This window comes from Gemmiger gallinarum (assembly GCF_014982805.1).
GTDB lineage: Bacteria > Bacillota > Clostridia > Oscillospirales > Ruminococcaceae > Gemmiger > Gemmiger gallinarum.
Genome location: NZ_JADCKC010000003.1, coordinates 174433 through 194653 on the forward strand (window position 1 = coordinate 174433; position 20221 = coordinate 194653).

A 20221-nucleotide genomic window follows, 5' to 3' on the forward strand; every position below is an offset into this window, starting at 1 on the left:
CGCCCGTTTTTTCGGGGCGCAGGGGGGAATTGGAAACATGACATTAGCCGAATTATCCGTCGGCCAGGACGCCCGTATCCGTACGGTGGGCGGCGAGGGAGCCCTTCGCCGTCACCTACTGGACATGGGCCTGACGCCGGGCATTGAAGTGACGCTGCGCAAGGTCGCGCCCATGGGCGATCCCATTGAGCTGGAACTGCGCGGCTATGAGCTGACACTGCGTCTGGACGACGCCCGCAAAATTGAAATCGAAGGAGTACATACCACCGATCGCGCCGCCCGCAGCGAGGAGCGCCACGCACCGGTGCCCCATCCCGGCCGCGGCGAGATCAGCCGCGCCCCCAGCTACCGCACCCGCAAAAGCGGCGATGTGATCCCCAAGGGCCAGCCTCTGACCTTTGCCCTGGCCGGCAACCAGAACTGCGGCAAGACCACCCTGTTCAACCAGCTGACCGGCTCCAACCAGCACGTGGGCAACTTCCCCGGCGTGACAGTGGATCGCAAGGACGGGCAGATCCGCGGCCATGCAGAGGCTACCGTCACCGACCTGCCGGGTATCTACTCGCTGTCGCCCTACTCCAATGAGGAGATCGTTACACGGGATTTTCTCTTGCAGAACAAGCCCACCGGCATCATCAACATTGTGGATGCCACCAACATCGAGCGTAACCTCTATCTGACCATCCAGCTGATGGAGCTGGGCATCCCCATGGTGCTTGCCCTCAACATGATGGACGAAGTCCGTGCCAACGGCGGCACTATCATGGTCAACCAGCTGGAGGAACTGCTGGGCATCCCGGTGGTTCCCATCTCGGCTGCCCGAAACGAAGGCATTGACGAGCTCATCGAGCACGCCATTCACGTAGCCCGCCATCGGGAAGCCCCCGGCCGCATCGATTTCTGCGACGCCGGTGATCCCGACGATCCCCGGGGCGCAGTGCACCGCTGCATCCACGCCATCGTCCACCTGATCGAGGACCATGCCCGCCGGGCGGGGCTGCCGCCGCGCTTTGCCGCCACCAAGCTGGTGGAAGGCGACCAGCCCATTCTGGAACAGCTGCAGCTGGACCAGAACGAAAAGGAAATGCTGGAGCACACCATTGTGGAGATGGAAAACGAGACCGGCACCGACCGGGAGGCCGCTCTGGCCGACATGCGGTTCCACTTTCTGGAAGGCCTGTGCGCCGAGACCGTCGTCCGCCCCGCCGAGAGCCGGGAGCATCGCCGCAGTGTGGAGCTGGACAAAATCCTGACCGGGCGCTTCACTGCCATTCCCTGCTTCATCGTCATTCTGGCGCTGGTGTTCTGGCTGACCTTCGGAGTCATCGGCGCGGCGCTGTCCGACCTGATGACCCTGGGCATCGACAACTTCACCGCCCTGGTGGACGCGGGGCTCACCGCCTACGGCATCAACCCCGTGGTACATTCCCTCGTCATTGACGGCATTTTCGCAGGCGTTGGCAGCGTGCTGAGCTTTTTGCCCACCATCGTTACCCTGTTCTTCTTCCTGTCCATCCTGGAAGATACCGGCTACATGGCCCGCGTCGCCTTTGTCATGGACAAGCCCCTGCGCCGCATCGGCCTGTCGGGACGCAGCTTCGTCCCTATGCTGGTGGGCTTCGGATGCTCGGTGCCCGCCATCATGTCCACCCGCACCCTTTCCTCCGACCGTGACCGCCGCATGACCGTGCTGCTCACCCCCTTTATGAGCTGCTCCGCCAAGCTGCCCATCTACGCCCTGTTCACGGCGGCTTTCTTCCCCCGCAATCTCCGTCCTGTGGTCATGGTGGCCCTGTATCTCATCGGCATCCTGTGCGGTGTGCTGTATGCTCTGGTGCTGCGCCATACCCGCTTCCGCGGCGAGCCGGTGCCTTTTGTCATGGAACTGCCCAACTACCGCCTGCCCAGCCCCAAGAGCGTGGGCCAGCTGATCTGGGAAAAGGCCCGGGACTTTATCCAGCGGGCCTTCACCATCATCTTTGTGGCAACCGTCATCATCTGGTTTTTGCAAAGCTTCGACACCCGCCTCAACGTGGTCACTTCACCAGAAAACAGCCTGCTGGCCATGATCGGCGGCTGGATCGCTCCCATCTTTGCCCCGCTGGGCTTCGGTGACTGGCGCGTCTCCACCGCCCTCATCACCGGCTTTACTGCCAAGGAGAGCGTGGTCTCCACCCTTACCGTTCTGCTGGGCGGCGACACCGGCCTGCTGAACAGCATGTTCACTCCCTTCACCGCCATGGTGTTTCTGGTGTTCACCCTGCTGTACACCCCCTGTGTGGCTGCCATCGCAGCGGCCCGCCGGGAGCTGGGTTCCGCCCGCGCCGCGGCCGGTGTGGTGATCGTCCAGTGCCTCATCGCCTGGGTTGTTGCCTTCCTCGTCCACTGTGTCGGCCTGCTGATCGGGCTGGCCTGACACCCATTTCAAACAGGAGTCTATTATGAATTTGCAGAGTTTTCTCGTCCTTGTGGTGATCTTTGTGCTGCTGGGTCTGGCCGTGGCCTTCATTGCCAAAAACGGCGGCTGGCAGGGCGGCTGCAGCGGTCACTGTGCCAGCTGCCAGCAGCGCTGCGCCCAGCAGAACAAAAAGTCCGACTCTGACCCCGACGGCGAATCCAAATAATCTCACCGCCTGACCAAACCCTTTTCCGCCGCGTGCCTGTCATCCTGACGGGGTACGCGGCTTTTATTTTCCGTTTTTGTCTGTAAAGCGGCATTTTTTTCCTTTCCTTGCCGTGTCCGTTATAATCGCGCAACGGGCACAATAGCCTCCGTCGGCATCGGGCCGCAATTTCCATGTAAAACTCATAAATTATCCTGCCCTGCGCGGTTGCGAAACCATGCGGGAGCAGGTATACTGATTATGGGGTTTTGTGACCCCGCAGGAGGCTGCATCATGAACGCTGAGACTTTTTGCTTTGACGGATCCCGGACCTGTGATCTTGACCGTCTGCCCACCGGGGCGGGCAAATACCGCGGCAAAAAGGCGGAATTTGCTCCCCGCACTGCCAACAACCTGAAGCAGATGGAAGTTCTGCAGGACGCCCTGTATGCGGACGGCCGGGAAGGACTCATCATCCTGCTGCAGGCACTGGACGCCGCGGGCAAGGACGGCACCGTCAAGCACGTCATGGGAGGACTGAACCCCCAAGGCGTGGTCGTGCACAATTTCAAGCAGCCCACGTCGGAGGACCTGCGCCACGATTATCTGTGGCGGGTCAACCGCTGTCTGCCGCCCCGGGGCGGTATTGCCATTTTCAACCGCAGTTATTACGAGGACGTGCTGGTGGTCCGAATGCATGAACTGTTCCGGGGCTACCGCATGGCCGACCGGGTACTGAACGATTCCGACGAGGCGTTCTTCAAAAAGCGTTACCGTCAGATCCGCGACTACGAGGAATATCTGTACGAAAACAGTTTCCGGGTGGTCAAGATTTTCCTGCATCTGTCCAAGGCGGAGCAGAAAAAGCGGTTTCTGGAACGCATCGATTTACCGGAGAAAAACTGGAAGTTTTCCCCCGACGACATCAGGGAGCGCGGCCGCTTTGACGAGTACAACAAACTCTACGAAGAGGTCATCAACGCCACGGCCAGCAAGTACAGTCCCTGGTACGTCCTGCCCGCCGACCAGAAATGGTATACCCGGTATCTTGTGTCCGAGATTGTGGTGGATGCCCTGAAACAGTGCCATCCCCGTTACCCGGTGCTGTCGGCGGAGGACCGGGACCGGCTTGTCCGCAGCCGGGAGCTCCTGATGAACGAGCCTGACTGACCCCACACGAAAGCGAGGGATGCCGCATGGCCCCCATCCGGGTCCTGCAGATCATGCCGGCCATGGACGCCGGCGGCATGGAGACCTTTGTCATGAACGTCTACCGTGCCATAGACCGCACCAAGGTGCAGTTCGACTTTCTTTATCACTATGACAAACCCTGTTTTTACGACGAGGAGATTCTCTCTCTGGGCGGGCACATCACCAAGCTGACCGTCCGCCAGGACAACAATCTGCCTCGCTATCTCCATGCGCTGGATGCCTTTTTTGCCGCAGAACCCCAATATCGCATCATTCACGGGCATTACAGCGGCTTCGGCATGTTTTACAACCGTGCGGCCAGGCGCCGGGGCATTCCGGTGCGGGTGGGCCACAGCCACAACACCGCCTACGAACCGGGGCTGGTGGGTACTCTGGACCGGCTGATGAGCAGCCGCTTCGACCGTCTGCTCACCGACCGGTTTGCCTGCAGCGAAAAGGCCGGGCAAATGCTGTTCGCCAGCCACCCCTTCACCGTACTGCCCAACGGCATCCCGGTGGACAAGTTTGCCCACCCTGACCCCAGTGCCCGGGCTGCCCTGCGCGCCGAATTCGGTGTAGCGGAGGACGCCCCGCTTCTGGGGCATGTGGGGCGCTTTTCCGCCCAGAAAAACCACAGCGGCCTGCTGGACATCTTTGCTGAAGTCCATCGCCGCCGCCCCGACGCCCGGCTGCTTTTGCTGGGTACCGGCGCTCTGGAGGCTGACATCCGCGCCAAAGCGGAGAGCCTTGGCCTGAGCGACTCGGTCCTATTTGCCGGGGTCCGCAGCGACACCGCCGCCTGCTATGCCGCCATGGACGCTTTCTTGCTGCCCAGCCTCTTTGAGGGGCTGCCCGTGGTGCTGGTGGAGGCCCAGACCGCCGGGCTGCCCTGTTTTGTATCGGATACGGTGGACCGGGGCGCCGCTTTTGCCGACGGGGTACAGTTTCTGCCCCTCGGCTCCCCTGCTGCCTGGGCCGATGCCCTGTGCGGGGAGCCTCTTGTCCGCAACCCCAACGCCCTGGCCCAGGCCAAAGCCGCCGGTTACGACGTGCGGACCTCGGCACAGAGGCTGCAGGAATTCTATCTCCGGCGCTACGCCGAGGTGGAAGCATGAGGGCCGCCCGCATTGCCGTGGTGGTGCCCGTCTACAACGCGGCAGAGTACCTGCCCCTGTGTCTTGACTCCATCGCGGCCCAGAGTTTCTCCCAGTTCTGCTGTGTGCTGGCCGACGACGGCTCTACCGACGGCTCGGGAGCGCTCTGCGATACATACGCCCGGCGGGACCCCCGCTTTGAGGTGCTGCACCTGCAAAACGGCGGCACCGCTGCTGCCCGGGCTGCCGGGGTGCGGGCCGTCTCTTGTGAGTATCTGGCCTTCTGCGATGCCGACGACCTGCTGCATCCCCGATTTCTGGAGACGCTGCTCCATGCCGCCGAGCAGAGCGGTCTGCCCATCGCCTGCTGCCGGTACGACACCTTTACCGATGCACCGTCCCTGAACGGCCCGGCGCCGGAGAGTTACACCGAGATGGAGGACCCCCGCCATCTGGAGGCCCTTCTCCACGACCATGCCGTGGACTACAGCCTGTGCAACAAGCTGTACGACGCCAATCTGATGCGGCCGGAGTTTCTCGACAACGGTCTTGCCCACAACGAGGACCTGCTGGCCAACTGGGAGGCGTTTCTTCTGGCACCGGGGATGGTCTTCTGCGATTTTGCGGGCTACCATTACCGCCAGCATGCCGCCTCGGCCAGCCACCACGGGCTGACTGCCGGAGAGCTGGCCGACCACCGCGCCGCCGCCGCCCAAATTCTGGCCCAGGCGCCGGACTCTGTGCGCAGCAGTGCTGGAGCTTTCTACTATGAAAAACTCACCTATCTGGTCACCCGGATTCTGCGCCTGCCCGAAGATGCCGGTCTTGCCCCCGCCCTGCAGCAGCTGACGGAAGAGCTGCGCCGGGGCGAGAAAGACCCGCTGCTGGGGGCCAACTCCGCCCTGCCCCGGGCTGTGCGCATTGCCGCCCGGGCCGCCGTGCATACGCCCCGGCTTCTGCGCCTTGCCTGCCGACTGCTGCTGCGGGACCGGGCCTGATTTTTTGCCGTTGTTCGGCTTATCTTTTGTTTTGTGCTTGCCTGATTGCTGAAAAAGGAGCTTATTGATGCGCTTTTTATTGATTGTAGACAGTGTGGAAGCGCCGCAGGCCATCAACCCCGAGCTGGGACGCCGCCTGGCCGCTCAGCTGGCGGAACTGGGGCACCAGGTCCATCTGCTGGAGCTGTGGGACGGGGAGACGCCTCCCCCTGCCCCCGCCGGCGCCGGCACCCCCAACGGTGTGGTGCTGCACGACCTTGCCTTTGCCGATGAGCGGATGATGAACCGCGCCCTGGAAAACGGGTCCAGGCAGGGCAGTCCCATTCCCCTGCGTCTGGCCCGGCTGGCCCGTCACCCCGCCGCCATGGAGGCCGCTTTCCGCCAGCTGGTGCTGCGCCGCCCCCGCCGTCAGGAGGATACCCGCCGGGAGATCGAGCGCCTGGACGCCATCTATCACTTTGATTTTGTCACCGCTGTAGCTGCCCCCTACCGCGCCGCCTTTGCTCTGGAGGAAGCCTCCATCGTGGGCAAAAAGGTGCTGTGGCTCATGGACCCCTACGCCGCCAACCGTACCTATCAGGCCCCCGGCGGCTGGGCCCGGGAACTGCAGCTGCTGCGCTCGGCAGACACGGTGTTCGTCACCCGTCAGGCCATGTCCGACTACGAAAACGGTCCCCTGGCCCCCTGCCGGGACAAGGCCTTTGAGCTGGCCTTCCCTGCCCTGGTTCCGCCCCAGGCCGAGATCTATGACCCCCACCGGGGAATCGGCCCGCTGGACTGCGTCTTTTGCGGGACCCTGTACCCGGGCATCCGCACGCCGGATTTTGCCCTGGAACTGTTCACCAAGCTCAACAGACCCGATGTGCATCTGACCATGGTGGGCCGGGGCTGGGACAGCTTTACCTCCCAGGCCGACGCCGCCCGCAAGGCCCTGGGCAAGCGGGTACAGCTTTCCGGACCCGTCTCCGCCACCCGGGCCCGCACCCTCACCGCCGGGGCCGACATCCTGCTCAATCTGGGCAATGCCGTGAGCAACCAGATCCCCAGCAAGCTGTTTGAGTATTTCGGCACCGGCAAGCCCATCCTGCATCTCTCCCCCCGGGAGGACGACGCGGTTCTGCCCTACCTGAAACGCTATCCCCTGGCCCTCGTTCTGTCTGAGCAGGAGGGCGTCACCCCCGATGTGCTGGCCCGCCTCAACGCCTGGCTGCGGGAGATGCGGGGCAAGTCCCTCACCTACGAGAAGGCCGCCGAGCTGTTCCCCGAATATACCCCCGCCGCCGTGGCCCGGCGATTTGTTGAGATCATTACCCGGTGATTTCCGCCGGAGAAAGGAGCGCCCCCATGCCTCACATTCTATGGCTTGTCAGCATTACGCTGCCGGAGGCCGCCGCAGCCTGCGGGCTGTCCGCCGCCGAGGTGGGCGGGGGCTGGCTCACCGGCATGCTGGATGCCCTGGCGCCCTCCGCCGACCTGACGGTATGCAGTCTGGACGCCCGCGCCAAAACGGTCCTGAACGGCAGCGGCGGAGGCGCCAACTTTGTGGTGCTGCCCCCCGACGCCGGGTTCGACTCTTTGCTGGAGGAAGGGCATTTTGACCTTGTCCACATCTGGGGCACCGAGTACCCCGCAGCCGCCGCCATGCAGGCTTCCGCCAAACGCCATGGCCTGCCGGTTCTGGTGGGCATTCAGGGTGTCATGAAGGACTGCGCCGCCCATTTGTGCGATGGGGTGCCGGAGCGGTATCTGCACTCCAACGCCCTGCAGCGGGCCATTGACCGGGTGGTGCCGGGGGCCCTTCTGGACGGCATGCAGAAACGGTTTGACGATCTGGCCCAGAGCGAAGCCCGGCTGCTGGCCGGGGCCCGCTATGTCACCGGCCGCACCACCTTTGACCGCCGTGCCGTGGCCGAGCTGGCGCCCAACGCCCTGTACTTTTGCTGCAACGAGACGCTGCGCCCCGCCTTTGTCCAAAGCCGGGAGCTGTGGCATGCCCGGGAATTCGGCCGGGGTCCGGTGCTGCTCATGAGTCAGGGCAATTATCCGCTGAAAAATCTGCATACCATGCTGCGCGCCCTGCCTCTCCTGCTCAAGCGCTGGCCCGATGCCGTTTTGCGGGTGGCGGGCTGGCCGCCTCTGGAAAAAGGTCCCCTGCTGCGGCCGGTCATTGACTGGATGTTTCCCTATCAAAGCTACTGCAAAAAGCTGATCCGCCAAAACGGGCTGGACGGCCACGTGGTCTACACCGGTCCCCTGCCTGCCGAGAAGATGCGCCGGGCTTTTCTGGATGCCGACCTGTTCGTGCTGCCCTCCTACAGCGAGAACAGCCCCAATAGTCTGGGCGAAGCCATGCTGCTGGGTCTGCCCTGTGTGGCGGCTGCGGCGGGCGGCATCCCAGACATGACGGGCGGCGGAAAAGACGCCGTCCTCTACGGCCCGCCGGGGAACGCCGATGCTTTGGATGAGGCCATCGCCTCGGTCTTGTCCCGGCCCGACCACGGTGCCGCCATGGGAAGCGCCGCCCGGGACCAGGCCCGCATCACCCATGATCCTGCGGCCAATGCCGCCCGTATGCTGGAAATTTACGACGCCGTTCTGCGCGCCGAAAAGGAGTCCTCCCATGCCAACCCCTGAGCTTGCCCCCGTCAGTGTCATCGTGCCCTGCTACAATGCCGCGGACACCCTGCGCCGGGCGGTGGAGGGCATTCTGGACGGTGCGCCGTCCAATCTGGAGCTGCTGCTGGTGGATGACGGTTCCACCGACGCCACCCCCGCCCTCTGCGATGAGCTGGCCGTCGGGGACTCCCGCATTCAGGTGCTGCACAAGCAAAACGGCGGGGTTTCCTCCGCCCGCAACGCCGGTCTGGACAGGGTCCGGGGCGACTGGGTGCTGTTTGTGGATTCCGACGACACCCTGACCCCCGGGCTGTGGCAGGTTCTGGGGGAGGCCTTTGCCAGGCAGCCGGGGCTGGTGCTCTTCGGCATTGACCGGGCCAGCGGCCCCGCCCCCTGCCCTCTGGCGCCGGGGTATTATCCCGACCCGTCGGCCCTGGGAGACGCCCTGCGCCCGCTGCTGTTTGAGAGCGGATACCTGGCCGCGCCTTACGGAAAAGTCTTTTCCGCCGGGGTGCTGCGGCAGGCCGGAATGCGCTTTGACGAGGCCCTCAAGGTCAACGAGGATGTGCTGTTCAACACAGTTTTTTTACAAAATACCATTTCCATTTTCTGCCTGCCGGGTGTATACTATTACCAATATGACCAGAAAGCGGGGTCCCTGTCCCGGCGTCTGCGGGGCGATCTGCTCAAGGCCGAGCGCTATTGCGCCCCTCAGCTCAAAGCCATGCTGCAGCGCTGGGGCTACCCGCCTGAACCGTTTCTCAAGGAGAGCCGCCTGCGCGCCTGTCTGAATCAGTATGGCCTGCTGACCGGCTGCCGGGGCGACATGCCCTATCAGGAGCGCCGGGCCCTGTTTGCCGAGATTTTGGCCCAGCCCGATGCCCGGGCTGCCCTGCGGGAGCAGCTGCGCCGGGATGCCCATCCCCTGCTGGCGCTGCCCTACCGGGTGGGCGTTTCCCTGGACCTGCCGGGGCTGCTGGCCGGGTATACTCTTTTGAAAAACCGGTTTTTATGATAGAATTTTCCCGGCGCCGGACGGCGTCTTTCTGAAATACCACATCCCCACATCCAAGGAGCGACCGATGTCCACCACCCCGAAACTCAGCATCATCACAACGGTATACGACGCCAAGGACTATCTGCCCGCCACGGTGCAGAGCATTCTGGCCCAGACCTTTGCCGATTTTGAGCTTCTTCTGGTGGAGGACGGCAGTCCCAACGGCTGCGGCGAGCTCTGCGACCAGCTGGCCAGGCAGGATGCCCGCATTCGGGTATTCCACAAGCCCAACGGCGGCCCTGCCTCGGCGGCCAATGTGGGGCTGGAAAACGCCTGCGGGGATTACATCGGCTTTGTGGATTCCGACGACCTCATCCAGCCGGACATGTACGCCCGGCTGTTTGCCGCGCTGGAAGCCCATCCCGGTGCCCGTCTGGCCGCCTGTGCCGGGGATGCCATCGACGACAGGGGCCAGCCCATTCCCGGCCGGGGAGTCACCTGCTCCATCACCGGGGAATGCAACGCCATGGACCTGCTGCTGGAGACCTTCAAAACCGGCAGCTTTTACGGGCCGCTGAGCTGGAACAAGCTCTTTGACGCCCGGCTGTTCCGGGACAAAAACATCCGCTACGACGAGAGCATGTTTTTCGGCGACGACGCCAGCGTGCTGCATCTCGTCTTTGAGGGAGAGAGGGCGGTCTGCCTGCCCGACGCCCTCTACCATTACCGCACCCGCGCCGGACAGATGACCGGGGCTGTGTTTCCGCCCCGCAAACTGGACGACCTGCGGATGTACTGGGACTGGCTGAGCTATTTTGCCGCCCGGCCGAATTCCGAGGAATACTACCGGTGGGCGGTGGCCTGGTACTGGAAGGTTTTTTACCAATTCTGGGTCATGTCCGGCGAGGCAGGGAATCTGGCCGAGCTGAAACCCGGATTTCTGAAACACAAAAAGCATCTGGACAGCCTGCTGCCCGACATTTTGCGGTGCCCGTACATCGCTGCGGGCGAAAAGGTACGCGCCGTTCTGTTCATTGCCAGCCCCACGCTGACCTGGACGGCGGCCCGTGCCTGGGGGCGGCTTTGCAGATTGGGAAGGGGTTAAAACTATGGAACGTATCTGTGTGAGCGTGATCATTCCGATCTACAACACCAAGACCTGGCTGGAAGAGTGCATCCAGAGCGTCCTGGACCAGAAATTTGACCAGACCTTTGAGGTCATTCTGGTGGACGACGGCTCCACCGACGGCTGCGGTGATCTCTGTGATGAGTTTGCCAAGCGGGATGCGCGCATCCGGGTCATCCATCAGGAAAACCAGGGCCTGTCTGCCGCCCGCAACACCGGCATTGACGCCGCCCAGGGCCGTTACTATGCCTTTGTGGACTCGGACGACATCCTGCGCCCGGCCTATCTGCAGAAGCTCTTCGACGCCTGCGAGAAGCACGACGCCTACATGGCCATCTGCGCCGTGGAGGATGTGCGGGAGGACGGCACCAGCGAGGAGCCCCCTGCCTACACCATGCCCACCGAGGTGGGCGTCTTTACCGGCAAGGACCTGCTTAACCGGTTCTACGCCGCCAACGGCACCTACTACACCGTTGCCTGGAACAAGCTCTACCGTGCCGAGGTGTGGAAGCTGTTGCACTACCCCGAAGGCCGCCTGCATGAGGACGACTTTGTGGCCCACCGCCTGTTCTGGCGCTGCGACAAGGTGGTCTGCCTGGACGATCAGCTCTACTGCTACCGCCTGCGCAGCGGCAGCATCTGCCGTACCAACATCAAACCGGAAGCCTTCGACGCTGTGGACGGTCTGGCCGACCGCTACCGCTTCTTTGTGGAGAACGGCGCCGACCGCACCGTCATCGACTGCGCCTATGCGGCCTGCTGGCGGCGGTATCTCTTCCTGTGCGCCAAGGTGCGCCAGTCCCCTGAGCCCGCCCTGGTCAAGGCAATCTCCAAGGAGCAGTTTTTGATGCAGGGGCTCATCAGCTACCTGCCCAACTGCAAACAGCTGAAAATGACCGAAAAGCTCTCGGCCGCCCGCTGGTCCATGATGCCTGCGGAAAGCCTCTGCCCTGTGAAAAAGTAATCTTTGTGTGAGGAGGCCCGGCCGTGCCGCTTGTCAAGCCGGACAAAAAAACTGAAAAGCTTCCCCGTGTGCTGCTGATCCCCCCGGCGGACCTGCCCGTGCCTGCGGTGCGCGGCGGCGCGGTGGAGACCCTCATCACCCATCTGATCCGGGAAAATGAGCGACAGGGAAAACTGGATCTTTTGTGTGCCAGCGTCCAGGACCCCGAAGCCAAAGCCGCTGCGGCAGACCTGCATCATACCAAAATGATGTACATCGCCCGTCCCCGGGGGCATCGCCGGTACTGGCCCATGGTATTTATTGAGCGGTGTTTTGGCGTTGCAGCGCCTTATGAGCCGTGGTATCAGAAGGTCCAGCTGTCTCTGGCTCTGGAACTGCCCCCACCGGACTGGATCATCGCCGAGGGCGGCAACCTGACCCAGTTCGGTGCCATCGGCCGCATGTTCGGCCGCAAGCGCTGCCTGGCCCATCTCCACGGCCTGACCCAGTGCAGCCGCCAGATGGACGATATCTATGGCGGGGTGCTGGCCCTGAGTGAGTTCATTCGAGATGAGTACCTGAAAACCAGCACTCTTGATCGAAAAAACGCCTTCATTCTTCACAACTGCATCGACACCGAACGCTTCACCCCCGGTGAGCCCGACGCCAGGCTGCGTGCCTCCCTCGGGTTCGCGCCGGAGGATTTTGTTGTGCTCTTCTGCGGGCGGCTGGAACCGGACAAGGGTATCCACAAGCTGCTGGAGGCCATGGCCTCTCTGTCCGACCCTCACATCAAACTGCTGATCGTCGGCAGCCCCTTTTTCGGCAGGACCCAGTCCAGCCCCTTTTTGAAAAAGCTGGAGGCCCAGGCCCGGGCACTGGACAGCCGGGTCCGGTTCACCGGCTTTATCCAGAACGACGCCCTGCCCGACTATTACCGCCTGGCCGACCTGGTCTGCGTGCCCACCATGGTGCAGGAGGCGGCGGGCCTGGTGGCCATCGAGGCCATGGCCTGCGGCCGCCCGGTGCTGGCCACCCGCTCCGGCGGCATGCCGGAATATCTGGCCGGAAGCCAGGCCGTACTGGTGGACCTGAACCGGGACGTAGCCGGGCAGCTTGCCTGGGCCATTGAGATGCTGCGGGATCATCCCGAGCTGCGCGCCGAGATGGGCCGCGCCGGAGCCGAGGCCGCCAAGCGGTTCTCGGTAGCCGCCTTTTACGACAACTTTGTCCGCATCCTGACCGAAATGGGGGAACGCACATGAAGCCCGCCGTCTGCGTCATCGTGCCGGTATACAAGGCCGTGCACACCCTGGACCGCTGCGTGGAGAGCGTGCTGTCCCAGGAGGTTTCCGGCGGGCTTTGCTGCATTCTGGTGGACGACGGCAGCCCGGATGAATCGGGAGCCATGTGTGACGGCTGGGCCCGGAAAGACCCCCGTGTGCGGGTCATCCACCAGGAGGACGGCGGCGTATCCAGCGCCCGCAACGCCGGTTTGGAACTTGCCGACGCCGAGTACATCGTCTTTCTCGACTCCGATGACGCTTTGCGGGAAGGTGCGCTGGAAGCCGCCCTCACCGCCCAGGAGGAACACCCGGACAGCTTTGTCATCTGGAACTACACCACCGACCTGCTGGACGACGCCCCCACCGAGGGAGATGTGACCGTCCGGCCGGCCTCGGCACTGGCAAGGCTGTATCTTGACTGCCTCATCGCCATGCCCTGGAACAAGCTCTACCGGGGAGACCTTTTGCAGGAGCTTCGCTTTGACGAGGGCTATACCCTGGGCGAGGACCTGCAGTTTGTGCTGGATTACATCGCCCGGCTCAACCATGGGGAAACGCCCTGGTCCTTCGCGGTGCTGGAGGCCCCTCTGACCTGGTACAACTGCGACACCACCGGAACCAGTCTTTCCACCCGCTATCACGACGACTACTGCGACATCTGGCCCCGGCACTTTGCCAAGCTGAACGCTGCCTGCCGGACCGTGCATGTTCCCCCGGAGGACCTGCTGCCCCTGCACCGGGCGGAGCTCACCGTCCTGGCGGAGGGTGCGGCCGATATTCTGCGCCGGGACCCCTCCCCTGCCGGACTGCGCCGGGATAAGGCCGACAAGGCGCTGTCCGGAGTGTGGCTGCGGGAACTGCTCAAAACCATGCGCCGGGAGAAAAACTACTCGGCTTACTATCTGCCGGTGTGGTGGCGAAACCTTCACCTGCTCTACTCCATGGCGGAAGCCAAGCGGCTGAACAAACCACTGTACGGCAAGATGGACTGGCTGGGATACTATCTCTTTCTGGGACGGCGCCGCCGGGAGTAATCTTTTGTTCCTGCGCTGCCTGTCTGGGATTTGTTTCGCCGCTCTGCGGGCGAGGCTGCCGGAGCCCTTGTTCTGGGAGGTCCCACCTCCGCCGCATTGTTTCAACAGTCCGTGGAAAACTAAATCATTCCATCACAGCCGCCCGGCTTTTGTCAGCCCGGGCGGCTGTTTTTGTAAATCTTTTGCATAGGTCTTGATTTGCGGCGAAATACTTAGTATGATGAATGCAGAAGATGTTAGCATTGAGCAACTAAAGTTTGCGTATGCAAATCCCGTTGCTTTTCGACACTTTGGAAAGGAAGGTTTTCCCATGAACTATCTTGAGATTGAGCAGGTCATCGGCCGTGAGATTATCGACTCCCGGGGCAATCCCACTGTGGAGGCGGAGATCCGTCTTGCCGACGGCACCATCGCCCGGGGCGCTGCCCCCAGCGGCGCCTCCACCGGCGAGTTTGAGGCCCTGGAACTGCGGGACGGCGACGCATCCCGCTACGGCGGCAAGGGCGTTGCCAAGGCTGTGGAGAACATCAACACCGTCATCAACGAGACGCTGACCGGTATGGACGCCTCCGACATTTACGCCGTGGACCGGGCCATGATCGCTGCCGACGGCACAAAGGACAAGTCCCGTCTGGGGGCCAACGCCATTCTGGCTGTCTCCATCGCCTGCGCCAGGGCGGCGGCCGCCTCTCTGGACATTCCTCTCTACCGCTTTCTGGGCGGCATTGCGGGCAACAAACTGCCCGTGCCCATGATGAATATCCTGAACGGCGGCGCCCATGCCGCCAACACGGTGGACGTGCAGGAATTCATGATCATGCCTGCGGGGGCGCCCTCCTTCCGGGAGGGTCTGCGCTGGTGCACCGAGGTGTTCCACGCCCTGCAGAGTCTGCTCAAGGCCAAGGGGCTCACTACCTCGGTGGGCGATGAGGGCGGCTTTGCCCCCGACCTGGCCAGCGACGAGGAGGCCATCGAGTATATCCTGGAAGCCATCCGCAAGGCGGGCTATGAACCCGGCAAGGATTTCGTCCTGGCCATGGATGCCGCCTCCAGTGAGTGGAAGGCCGGCGAGAAGGGCCGCTACAAGCTGCCCAAGTGCGGCAGGGAGTTCACCTCCTCCCAGCTGGTGGAACACTGGAAGGAACTGGTGGACAAGTACCCCATCTATTCCATTGAGGACGGCCTGGACGAGGAGGACTGGGAAGGCTGGCAGCTTTTGACCCGGGAGCTGGGCGACCGCGTCCAGCTGGTGGGCGACGACCTCTTTGTCACCAACACCGAACGGCTGGCCAGGGGCATTGCCTTGGGCTGCGGCAACTCCATCCTCATCAAGCTCAACCAGATCGGCTCGGTGTCCGAGACGCTGGAAGCCATCAAGATGGCCCACAAGGCCGGGTATACTGCCATTGCCTCTCACCGCTCCGGCGAGACCGAGGATACCACCATCGCCGACCTGGCCGTGGCCCTCAACACCTGCCAGATCAAGACCGGCGCCCCCAGCCGCAGCGAGCGGGTGGCCAAGTACAACCAGCTGCTCCGCATTGAGGAGGAACTGGGCGACGGCGCGGTCTATCCGGGCTTTGACGCCTTCAACATCCGGCGCTGAATCCGGCGTTTTCCCTATCCACCATGTGTAAGACCGGGAGTCCCCGCCAGGCGGGGGCTCCCGTTTCATTTGCCGGCCGGACCGTGACGGATTCCTTTCCTGCCCTTTTTCGAAGAAGATTTCTGCAGCAAAAGACTCTTTGGGGAAGTCTCGGCGTTTTGGCCGGGTTATCCCCGCATGGAGGAATCCCGTATTGCTTTTTGCCGTACACAGGAAGTTTTTTCCCTGCTGCAAACCATACACGGCAGGGCCCGCCGGCCCCTGCCGCAAACCGCCCGGGATTTGTAATTTACTGCCATCCATGGTACAATAGGCGTGTATATGAATTTTTGCGAAAGTACAGGTAATGAATCTATGGCGGAACAACTGCAGACCAACGCCTCCAACGGCGAATGGACCACCATTATCCGTCCCCGCACCGGCTGGTTTGACATCGACCTGCAGGAGCTGTGGCGGTATCGCGACCTGATCGTCCTGTTTGTCAAGCGCAACTTTGCCGTGCTGTACAAGCAGACCATTCTTGGCCCGGCATGGGTGCTTCTCAACCCGCTGCTGACCAGCGTGCTCTTTAACGTAGTGTTCGGCGGCATTGCGGGCCTTTCCACCGACGGCACCCCCTCCTTCCTGTTCTACATGGCGGGCAATACCGTCTGGACCTTTTTCTCCAGCTGCATCAACAATACCGCCAACACCTTTGTGGCCAACAGCCAGGTGTTCGGCAAGGTGTATTTTCCCCGGCTCACCATGCCCATCAGCCAGGCGTTGACCAGCCTCATCAACTTCCTGATTCAGGCGGCCATGTTTGTGCTGTTCTGGCTCTATTTCTTCTTCACCGGGGCGGACATTCACCTCACCGCCTGGATGTGGGCCGTGCCTCTGGTGCTGGTCCAGACCATGCTGCTGGGCCTGGGTGTGGGCATCATCGTCTCCAGCCTGACCACCAAGTACCGTGACCTGGCCATCGCCGTCAGCTTCGGCGTGCAGCTGTGGATGTACGTTTCCCCCGTGGTCTACCCGCTGTCCACCCTGGGAGAAAGTCCCCGCCTCGCCTTTTTGATGCGTCTCAATCCCATGACCGCCCCCATCGAGATTTTCCGCACCGCCACGCTGGGTACCGGCTCGGCGGAAATGGGGATGTTCGTGTACAGTCTGGTGTTCACCGCCGTGGCCCTTGTCCTGGGCGTGGTGCTGTTCAGCCGGATCGAAAAAACCTTTATGGACACGGTGTAAGGGGGCAGCTATGGCATCCAACAACAGAACGCCCGTCATCCAGGTGACGGGGCTGAAAAAGCAGTACAAGCTGGGCCAGATCGGCGGCGGCACCCTGACCCACGACCTTCAGAGCTGGTGGGCGCGTGTCCGCGGCAAGGAGGACCCCAACACCGTCATCGGCACCGACACCCGGCTGTTCGGCCAGACCTTCATGGCCCTCAATGGGGTAGATCTCACCGTCTACCAGGGGGAAGCCCTGGGCATCATCGGCCGCAACGGAGCAGGTAAGTCCACCCTGCTCAAGATCCTCTCCCGCATCACCGCCCCCACCGAGGGCGAGATCCGGCTGAAAGGCCGGGTGGCCAGCATGCTGGAAGTGGGCACCGGTTTCAACAACGAGATGACCGGCCGGGAAAACATCTACATGAACGGCGCCATCCTGGGCATGACCAAGGCCGAGGTCGACGCCAAGCTGGATCAGATCATCGAATTTTCCGAGTGCGGGGACTTCATCGACACCCCCGTCAAGCGATATTCCAGCGGTATGTTCGTCAAGCTGGCCTTCGCTGTGGCGGCCCATCTGGACAGCGAGATCATGGTCATGGACGAGGTCCTGGCCGTGGGCGACATGAAGTTCCAGCAGAAATGCCTGGGCAAAATGAGCGACGTGGCCGGTCAGGAAGGCCGCACCGTCCTCTATGTCAGCCACAACATGTCCACCATCCGCCAGCTGTGCACCCGCTGTGTGGTGCTGGACAAGGGCCGGGTCATCTTTGACGGCGACGTGGAACAGGCCATTGCCGTCTACATGGATACCACCGACGTCAACGTGGTCCACTACGACCTGGCCGACGTCTCCCGCATGAACCAGAGCGCGGGCAAGCGGCTGCGCCTGGAGACCCTGGACTTTGTGGACAAGGAATCCAGCGTCTTTGCCGACACCGAGAAAATGCGCATCCGCATCACCTGGCGGGTGTCCGAACCCTTTGCCGGGGTGCACATGAAGATGAATCTGCATTACCGGGATTCCTCCCCCGTGGGCATCACCCACCCGGTGGACCTGGGCCCCGCCCAGCCCGGAAAGCTGTACGTCTCCGAATTCGAGTTTGACCCGTCGCTTTTGGGCGAGGGACAGTATTTCTTCTATCTCGACATCTTCGACGGTGCCCTGGCCCAGGCGGTCTGTCTGGACAAGCCGGTCACCGAGTTTGCCTTTGAGGTCACCAGCGGCGACCTCTCCATGCCCGAGTGGGCCTCCGGCTGGGGCCGTATCCACTTCCCGCCGGTCAAGGTGCTGACCTCGGGGGCGGAGGGATGAGGGATGGCAAAGCCGGATCTTTACATCTGCCACACCGCCTATCACCTGCTCATCGCCCTGGTGCGCGCCCTGCGCGCGGGGGGCGGGCAGTCTGTCTGGCTCAGCGAGCAGCTGCCCGACGCCGAGGCCCTGGCGGCTTCCCATAAGCTGGACGGCATTTTTTCCGAAGTCTGTGTCCTGCACGAGTCCCGCTGGCAGGGAACCGTCACCGGTCCCCTTGCCCACATCCGCAACCGCCGGGCTTACGAGAAGGCCGGTGCCGGGCCGGTGCTGGACAAGCATGCCTACCATACCATCTACATCAGCAACGACTGGAGCGCGGTGGGGCGGTATCTTCAGGACTGCCGGGCGCCCTACACTCTCTGTGAGGACACCCTGGGCGGCACGCTGGACCCCGACCAGCATCTGCTGGACGAGCAGCGTACTGCCCCCGATTTCAAGGCCCGCCGCGAGGGGCAGGGCTACCTCTACTGGGGGGACAGCCCCGTCTGCCAGGCCGTGGAGAGCGAGGACGCCACCCAGTGCGTGCTCTTTCCGCCGGAAAAGCTTCTGACCTTTTCCAAGGCGGAGCTTCTGGAAAGCCTGTCCGATGAGGAGAAAGCCGCCGTGCGCAGGGTCTTTCTGACAAGGCCGCTGCCGGATGATCCCGCGGTTTTCTCCCGGGCGACCCTTTTGCTGCCCCGCAGTTTTGTGGACGACGGCCGCATGGACCAGGACACCCAGAACCGGATGTTCCAGGCCGTGGCCAAACAGTATGCCGACGGTCCCCTCTTCATCAAGACCCATCCCCGTGACACCACCGACTATGAAGCTCTGTTCCCCGACGCCGTGGTGCTGGAGCGCACCATGCCCAGCGAAGTGCTGAATTTCTGCCTGCCGGGCAAGTTCCGCCGGGCGGTCACGGTGCAGAGCTGGGTGCTGCGGGGCTTTACCGCCGCGGAGGAGAACATCTTCCTCTCGCTGGAGGACGCTCTGGCCCTGATTGGATGATGGTTGTTCCGCTTTTCTCTTTCCCAACGCAGAAAGGATGGCGAAGCTGATGTTCTGGCACAAGGTACAGCGCTTTTTGGCCATTGCCATGGGTGCCTTTTTCGGCGTCTTTCTGGGGTATTGTCTGTGGACGGCATGGGACCATATGGCCCGCCCCGAATTGTATGCCATGAACTCCGCCCCCTGGTGGGTGGGGGTGCTGGTCTATGGCATCGGCTGTGCGATCTGTGAGCTGGTGCTGCTGGCCGGCTGGCTGTTCGCCCGTTTCCGGGCAGGGAAAGCTTCTCCGCCCGATCCCGACAAAAAATGATGAACCACTGAACGATCCCGGCTGGTCCTGTCCGCCTGCTGTGGCGGGCAGGACGGAGCGACCCGGTTGGAGAGGGAGATTCCCGTTTTCCCGCCGGCGTTGCCCCGCCGGGCAGAAAGGACATGTTCTGTTATGAAAACCATTGCTGTGATTCCCGCACGGTACCAGAGCTCCCGCATGCCGGGCAAGCCTCTGGCCGATATTCTGGGCCGTCCCATGATCTGGTGGGTGTGGCGCGAGGCCAAAAAGTGCGCTGTCCTGGACGATGTGGTCATCGCCACCGACGACGAGCGCATCGCCGAAGCCTGCCGCAAGTACGGCATGGAATACTGCATGACCAGCCCCGACCACGACACCCCCACCGGACGCATCTGGGAGGTCAGCACCAAATTGGAGGCCGACCTCTATCTCCAGGTCATGGGGGACGAGCCCCTCATCAATGTGAAGGCCTTTGACCTGATCCTGCCCAAAGAGCAACCTGAAGATCCCTATTATGTGGCGGTGCTGACCAACGTCATGGAGCACCCCGCCGATGTTATCGACTTTTCCAACCAGAAGGTGGTCACCAACGCCGCCCGGGAGATCCTGATGATCTCCCGCAGCCCCATCCCTTACCCTAAGGGAACGCTGGACTTTGAGTATGAGAAGGTCACCGGCATCCAGCTGTACAGCCGTCAGGCGCTGGCTTTCTACCACGACACCCCCAAGTCCCTTTTGGAGCGTGCCGAGGAAAACGACATGATGCGTTTTGTGGAAAACGGGCACAAGGTACATGCCATTGTCAGCCCGTACAAGACCGTCAGCGTGGACACCCCCAAAGATCTTACCCTGGTGGCCCGCATCCTCACCGAGCGCGGAGCCACTGTTGAGGAATAAACCCAACAAACCGCAGTTTTT

18 protein-coding genes are annotated in these 20221 nt (G+C 62.6%); all 18 read left to right on the forward strand.

Annotation, left to right across the window (positions count from 1 at the left end; all coding sequences use genetic code 11):
• Positions 1–37 precede the first annotated feature (37 nt).
• The 18 genes from feoB (at position 38) to INF35_RS10155 (ending at position 20200) form a co-directional block, all read left to right on the forward strand.
• Positions 38–2416 (forward strand): ferrous iron transport protein B, encoded by a 2379-nt coding sequence (gene feoB / locus INF35_RS10070; protein ID WP_193502099.1) that lies wholly within the window; start codon positions 38–40, stop codon positions 2414–2416.
• 25 nt (positions 2417–2441) lie between these two features.
• Entirely contained in the window at positions 2442–2624 is a 183-nt protein-coding gene (locus tag INF35_RS10075) for a FeoB-associated Cys-rich membrane protein (RefSeq protein WP_193502101.1), read from the forward strand.
• 273 nt (positions 2625–2897) lie between these two features.
• Positions 2898–3773: a PPK2 family polyphosphate kinase gene (locus INF35_RS10080; protein WP_193502103.1), complete on the forward strand. Its 876-nt coding sequence runs from the start codon at positions 2898–2900 to the stop codon at positions 3771–3773.
• Between the two features lie 26 nt (positions 3774–3799).
• Positions 3800–4909: a glycosyltransferase family 1 protein gene (locus INF35_RS10085; RefSeq protein ID WP_193502105.1), complete on the forward strand. Its 1110-nt coding sequence runs from the start codon at positions 3800–3802 to the stop codon at positions 4907–4909.
• Complete coding sequence (locus tag INF35_RS10090) at positions 4906–5886, forward strand: glycosyltransferase family 2 protein (protein WP_193502107.1); 981 nt, start codon at positions 4906–4908, stop codon at positions 5884–5886. The genes INF35_RS10085 and INF35_RS10090 overlap by 4 nt, the downstream gene beginning before the upstream one ends.
• Before the next feature lie 67 nt (positions 5887–5953).
• A complete protein-coding gene (locus tag INF35_RS10095) occupies positions 5954–7204 on the forward strand; it encodes a glycosyltransferase family protein (protein ID WP_193502108.1) in 1251 nt (416 codons plus the stop codon).
• 26 nt (positions 7205–7230) lie between these two features.
• Positions 7231–8520 (forward strand): glycosyltransferase family 4 protein, encoded by a 1290-nt coding sequence (locus tag INF35_RS10100; RefSeq protein WP_193502109.1) that lies wholly within the window; start codon positions 7231–7233, stop codon positions 8518–8520.
• Positions 8507–9517: a glycosyltransferase family 2 protein gene (locus tag INF35_RS10105; protein WP_193502110.1), complete on the forward strand. Its 1011-nt coding sequence runs from the start codon at positions 8507–8509 to the stop codon at positions 9515–9517. The genes INF35_RS10100 and INF35_RS10105 overlap by 14 nt, the downstream gene beginning before the upstream one ends.
• Positions 9518–9584: 67 nt before the next feature.
• The gene (locus tag INF35_RS10110; protein WP_193502111.1) at positions 9585–10604 is read left to right on the forward strand and encodes a glycosyltransferase family 2 protein; all 1020 of its coding nucleotides are present in this window, start codon (positions 9585–9587) and stop codon (positions 10602–10604) included.
• 4 nt (positions 10605–10608) lie between these two features.
• A complete protein-coding gene (locus INF35_RS10115; RefSeq protein ID WP_193502112.1) occupies positions 10609–11589 on the forward strand; it encodes a glycosyltransferase family 2 protein in 981 nt (326 codons plus the stop codon).
• A 23-nt stretch (positions 11590–11612) separates the two neighbouring features.
• Positions 11613–12833: a glycosyltransferase family 4 protein gene (locus INF35_RS14070; protein WP_193502113.1), complete on the forward strand. Its 1221-nt coding sequence runs from the start codon at positions 11613–11615 to the stop codon at positions 12831–12833.
• Entirely contained in the window at positions 12830–13888 is a 1059-nt protein-coding gene (locus INF35_RS10125) for a glycosyltransferase family 2 protein (protein ID WP_193502115.1), read from the forward strand. The genes INF35_RS14070 and INF35_RS10125 overlap by 4 nt, the downstream gene beginning before the upstream one ends.
• Before the next feature lie 310 nt (positions 13889–14198).
• Positions 14199–15494, forward strand: a complete 1296-nt coding sequence (gene eno, locus INF35_RS10130) for a phosphopyruvate hydratase (RefSeq protein ID WP_193502117.1) — start codon at positions 14199–14201, stop codon at positions 15492–15494.
• 354 nt (positions 15495–15848) lie between these two features.
• Positions 15849–16724 carry an ABC transporter permease gene (locus INF35_RS10135; RefSeq protein ID WP_193502119.1) on the forward strand — a complete coding sequence of 292 codons (876 nt, stop codon included), beginning with the start codon at positions 15849–15851 and terminating at the stop codon, positions 16722–16724.
• A gap of 10 nt (positions 16725–16734) precedes the next feature.
• Positions 16735–18024, forward strand: a complete 1290-nt coding sequence (locus INF35_RS10140; protein WP_193502121.1) for an ABC transporter ATP-binding protein — start codon at positions 16735–16737, stop codon at positions 18022–18024.
• A gap of 3 nt (positions 18025–18027) precedes the next feature.
• Positions 18028–19014, forward strand: a complete 987-nt coding sequence (locus INF35_RS10145; protein ID WP_193502123.1) for a glycosyltransferase family 52 — start codon at positions 18028–18030, stop codon at positions 19012–19014.
• 49 nt (positions 19015–19063) lie between these two features.
• Entirely contained in the window at positions 19064–19324 is a 261-nt protein-coding gene (locus INF35_RS10150; protein WP_193502125.1) for a hypothetical protein, read from the forward strand.
• 132 nt (positions 19325–19456) lie between these two features.
• Positions 19457–20200 (forward strand): 3-deoxy-manno-octulosonate cytidylyltransferase, encoded by a 744-nt coding sequence (locus tag INF35_RS10155; protein WP_193502127.1) that lies wholly within the window; start codon positions 19457–19459, stop codon positions 20198–20200.
• The last annotated feature ends 21 nt before the right edge of the window (positions 20201–20221 follow it).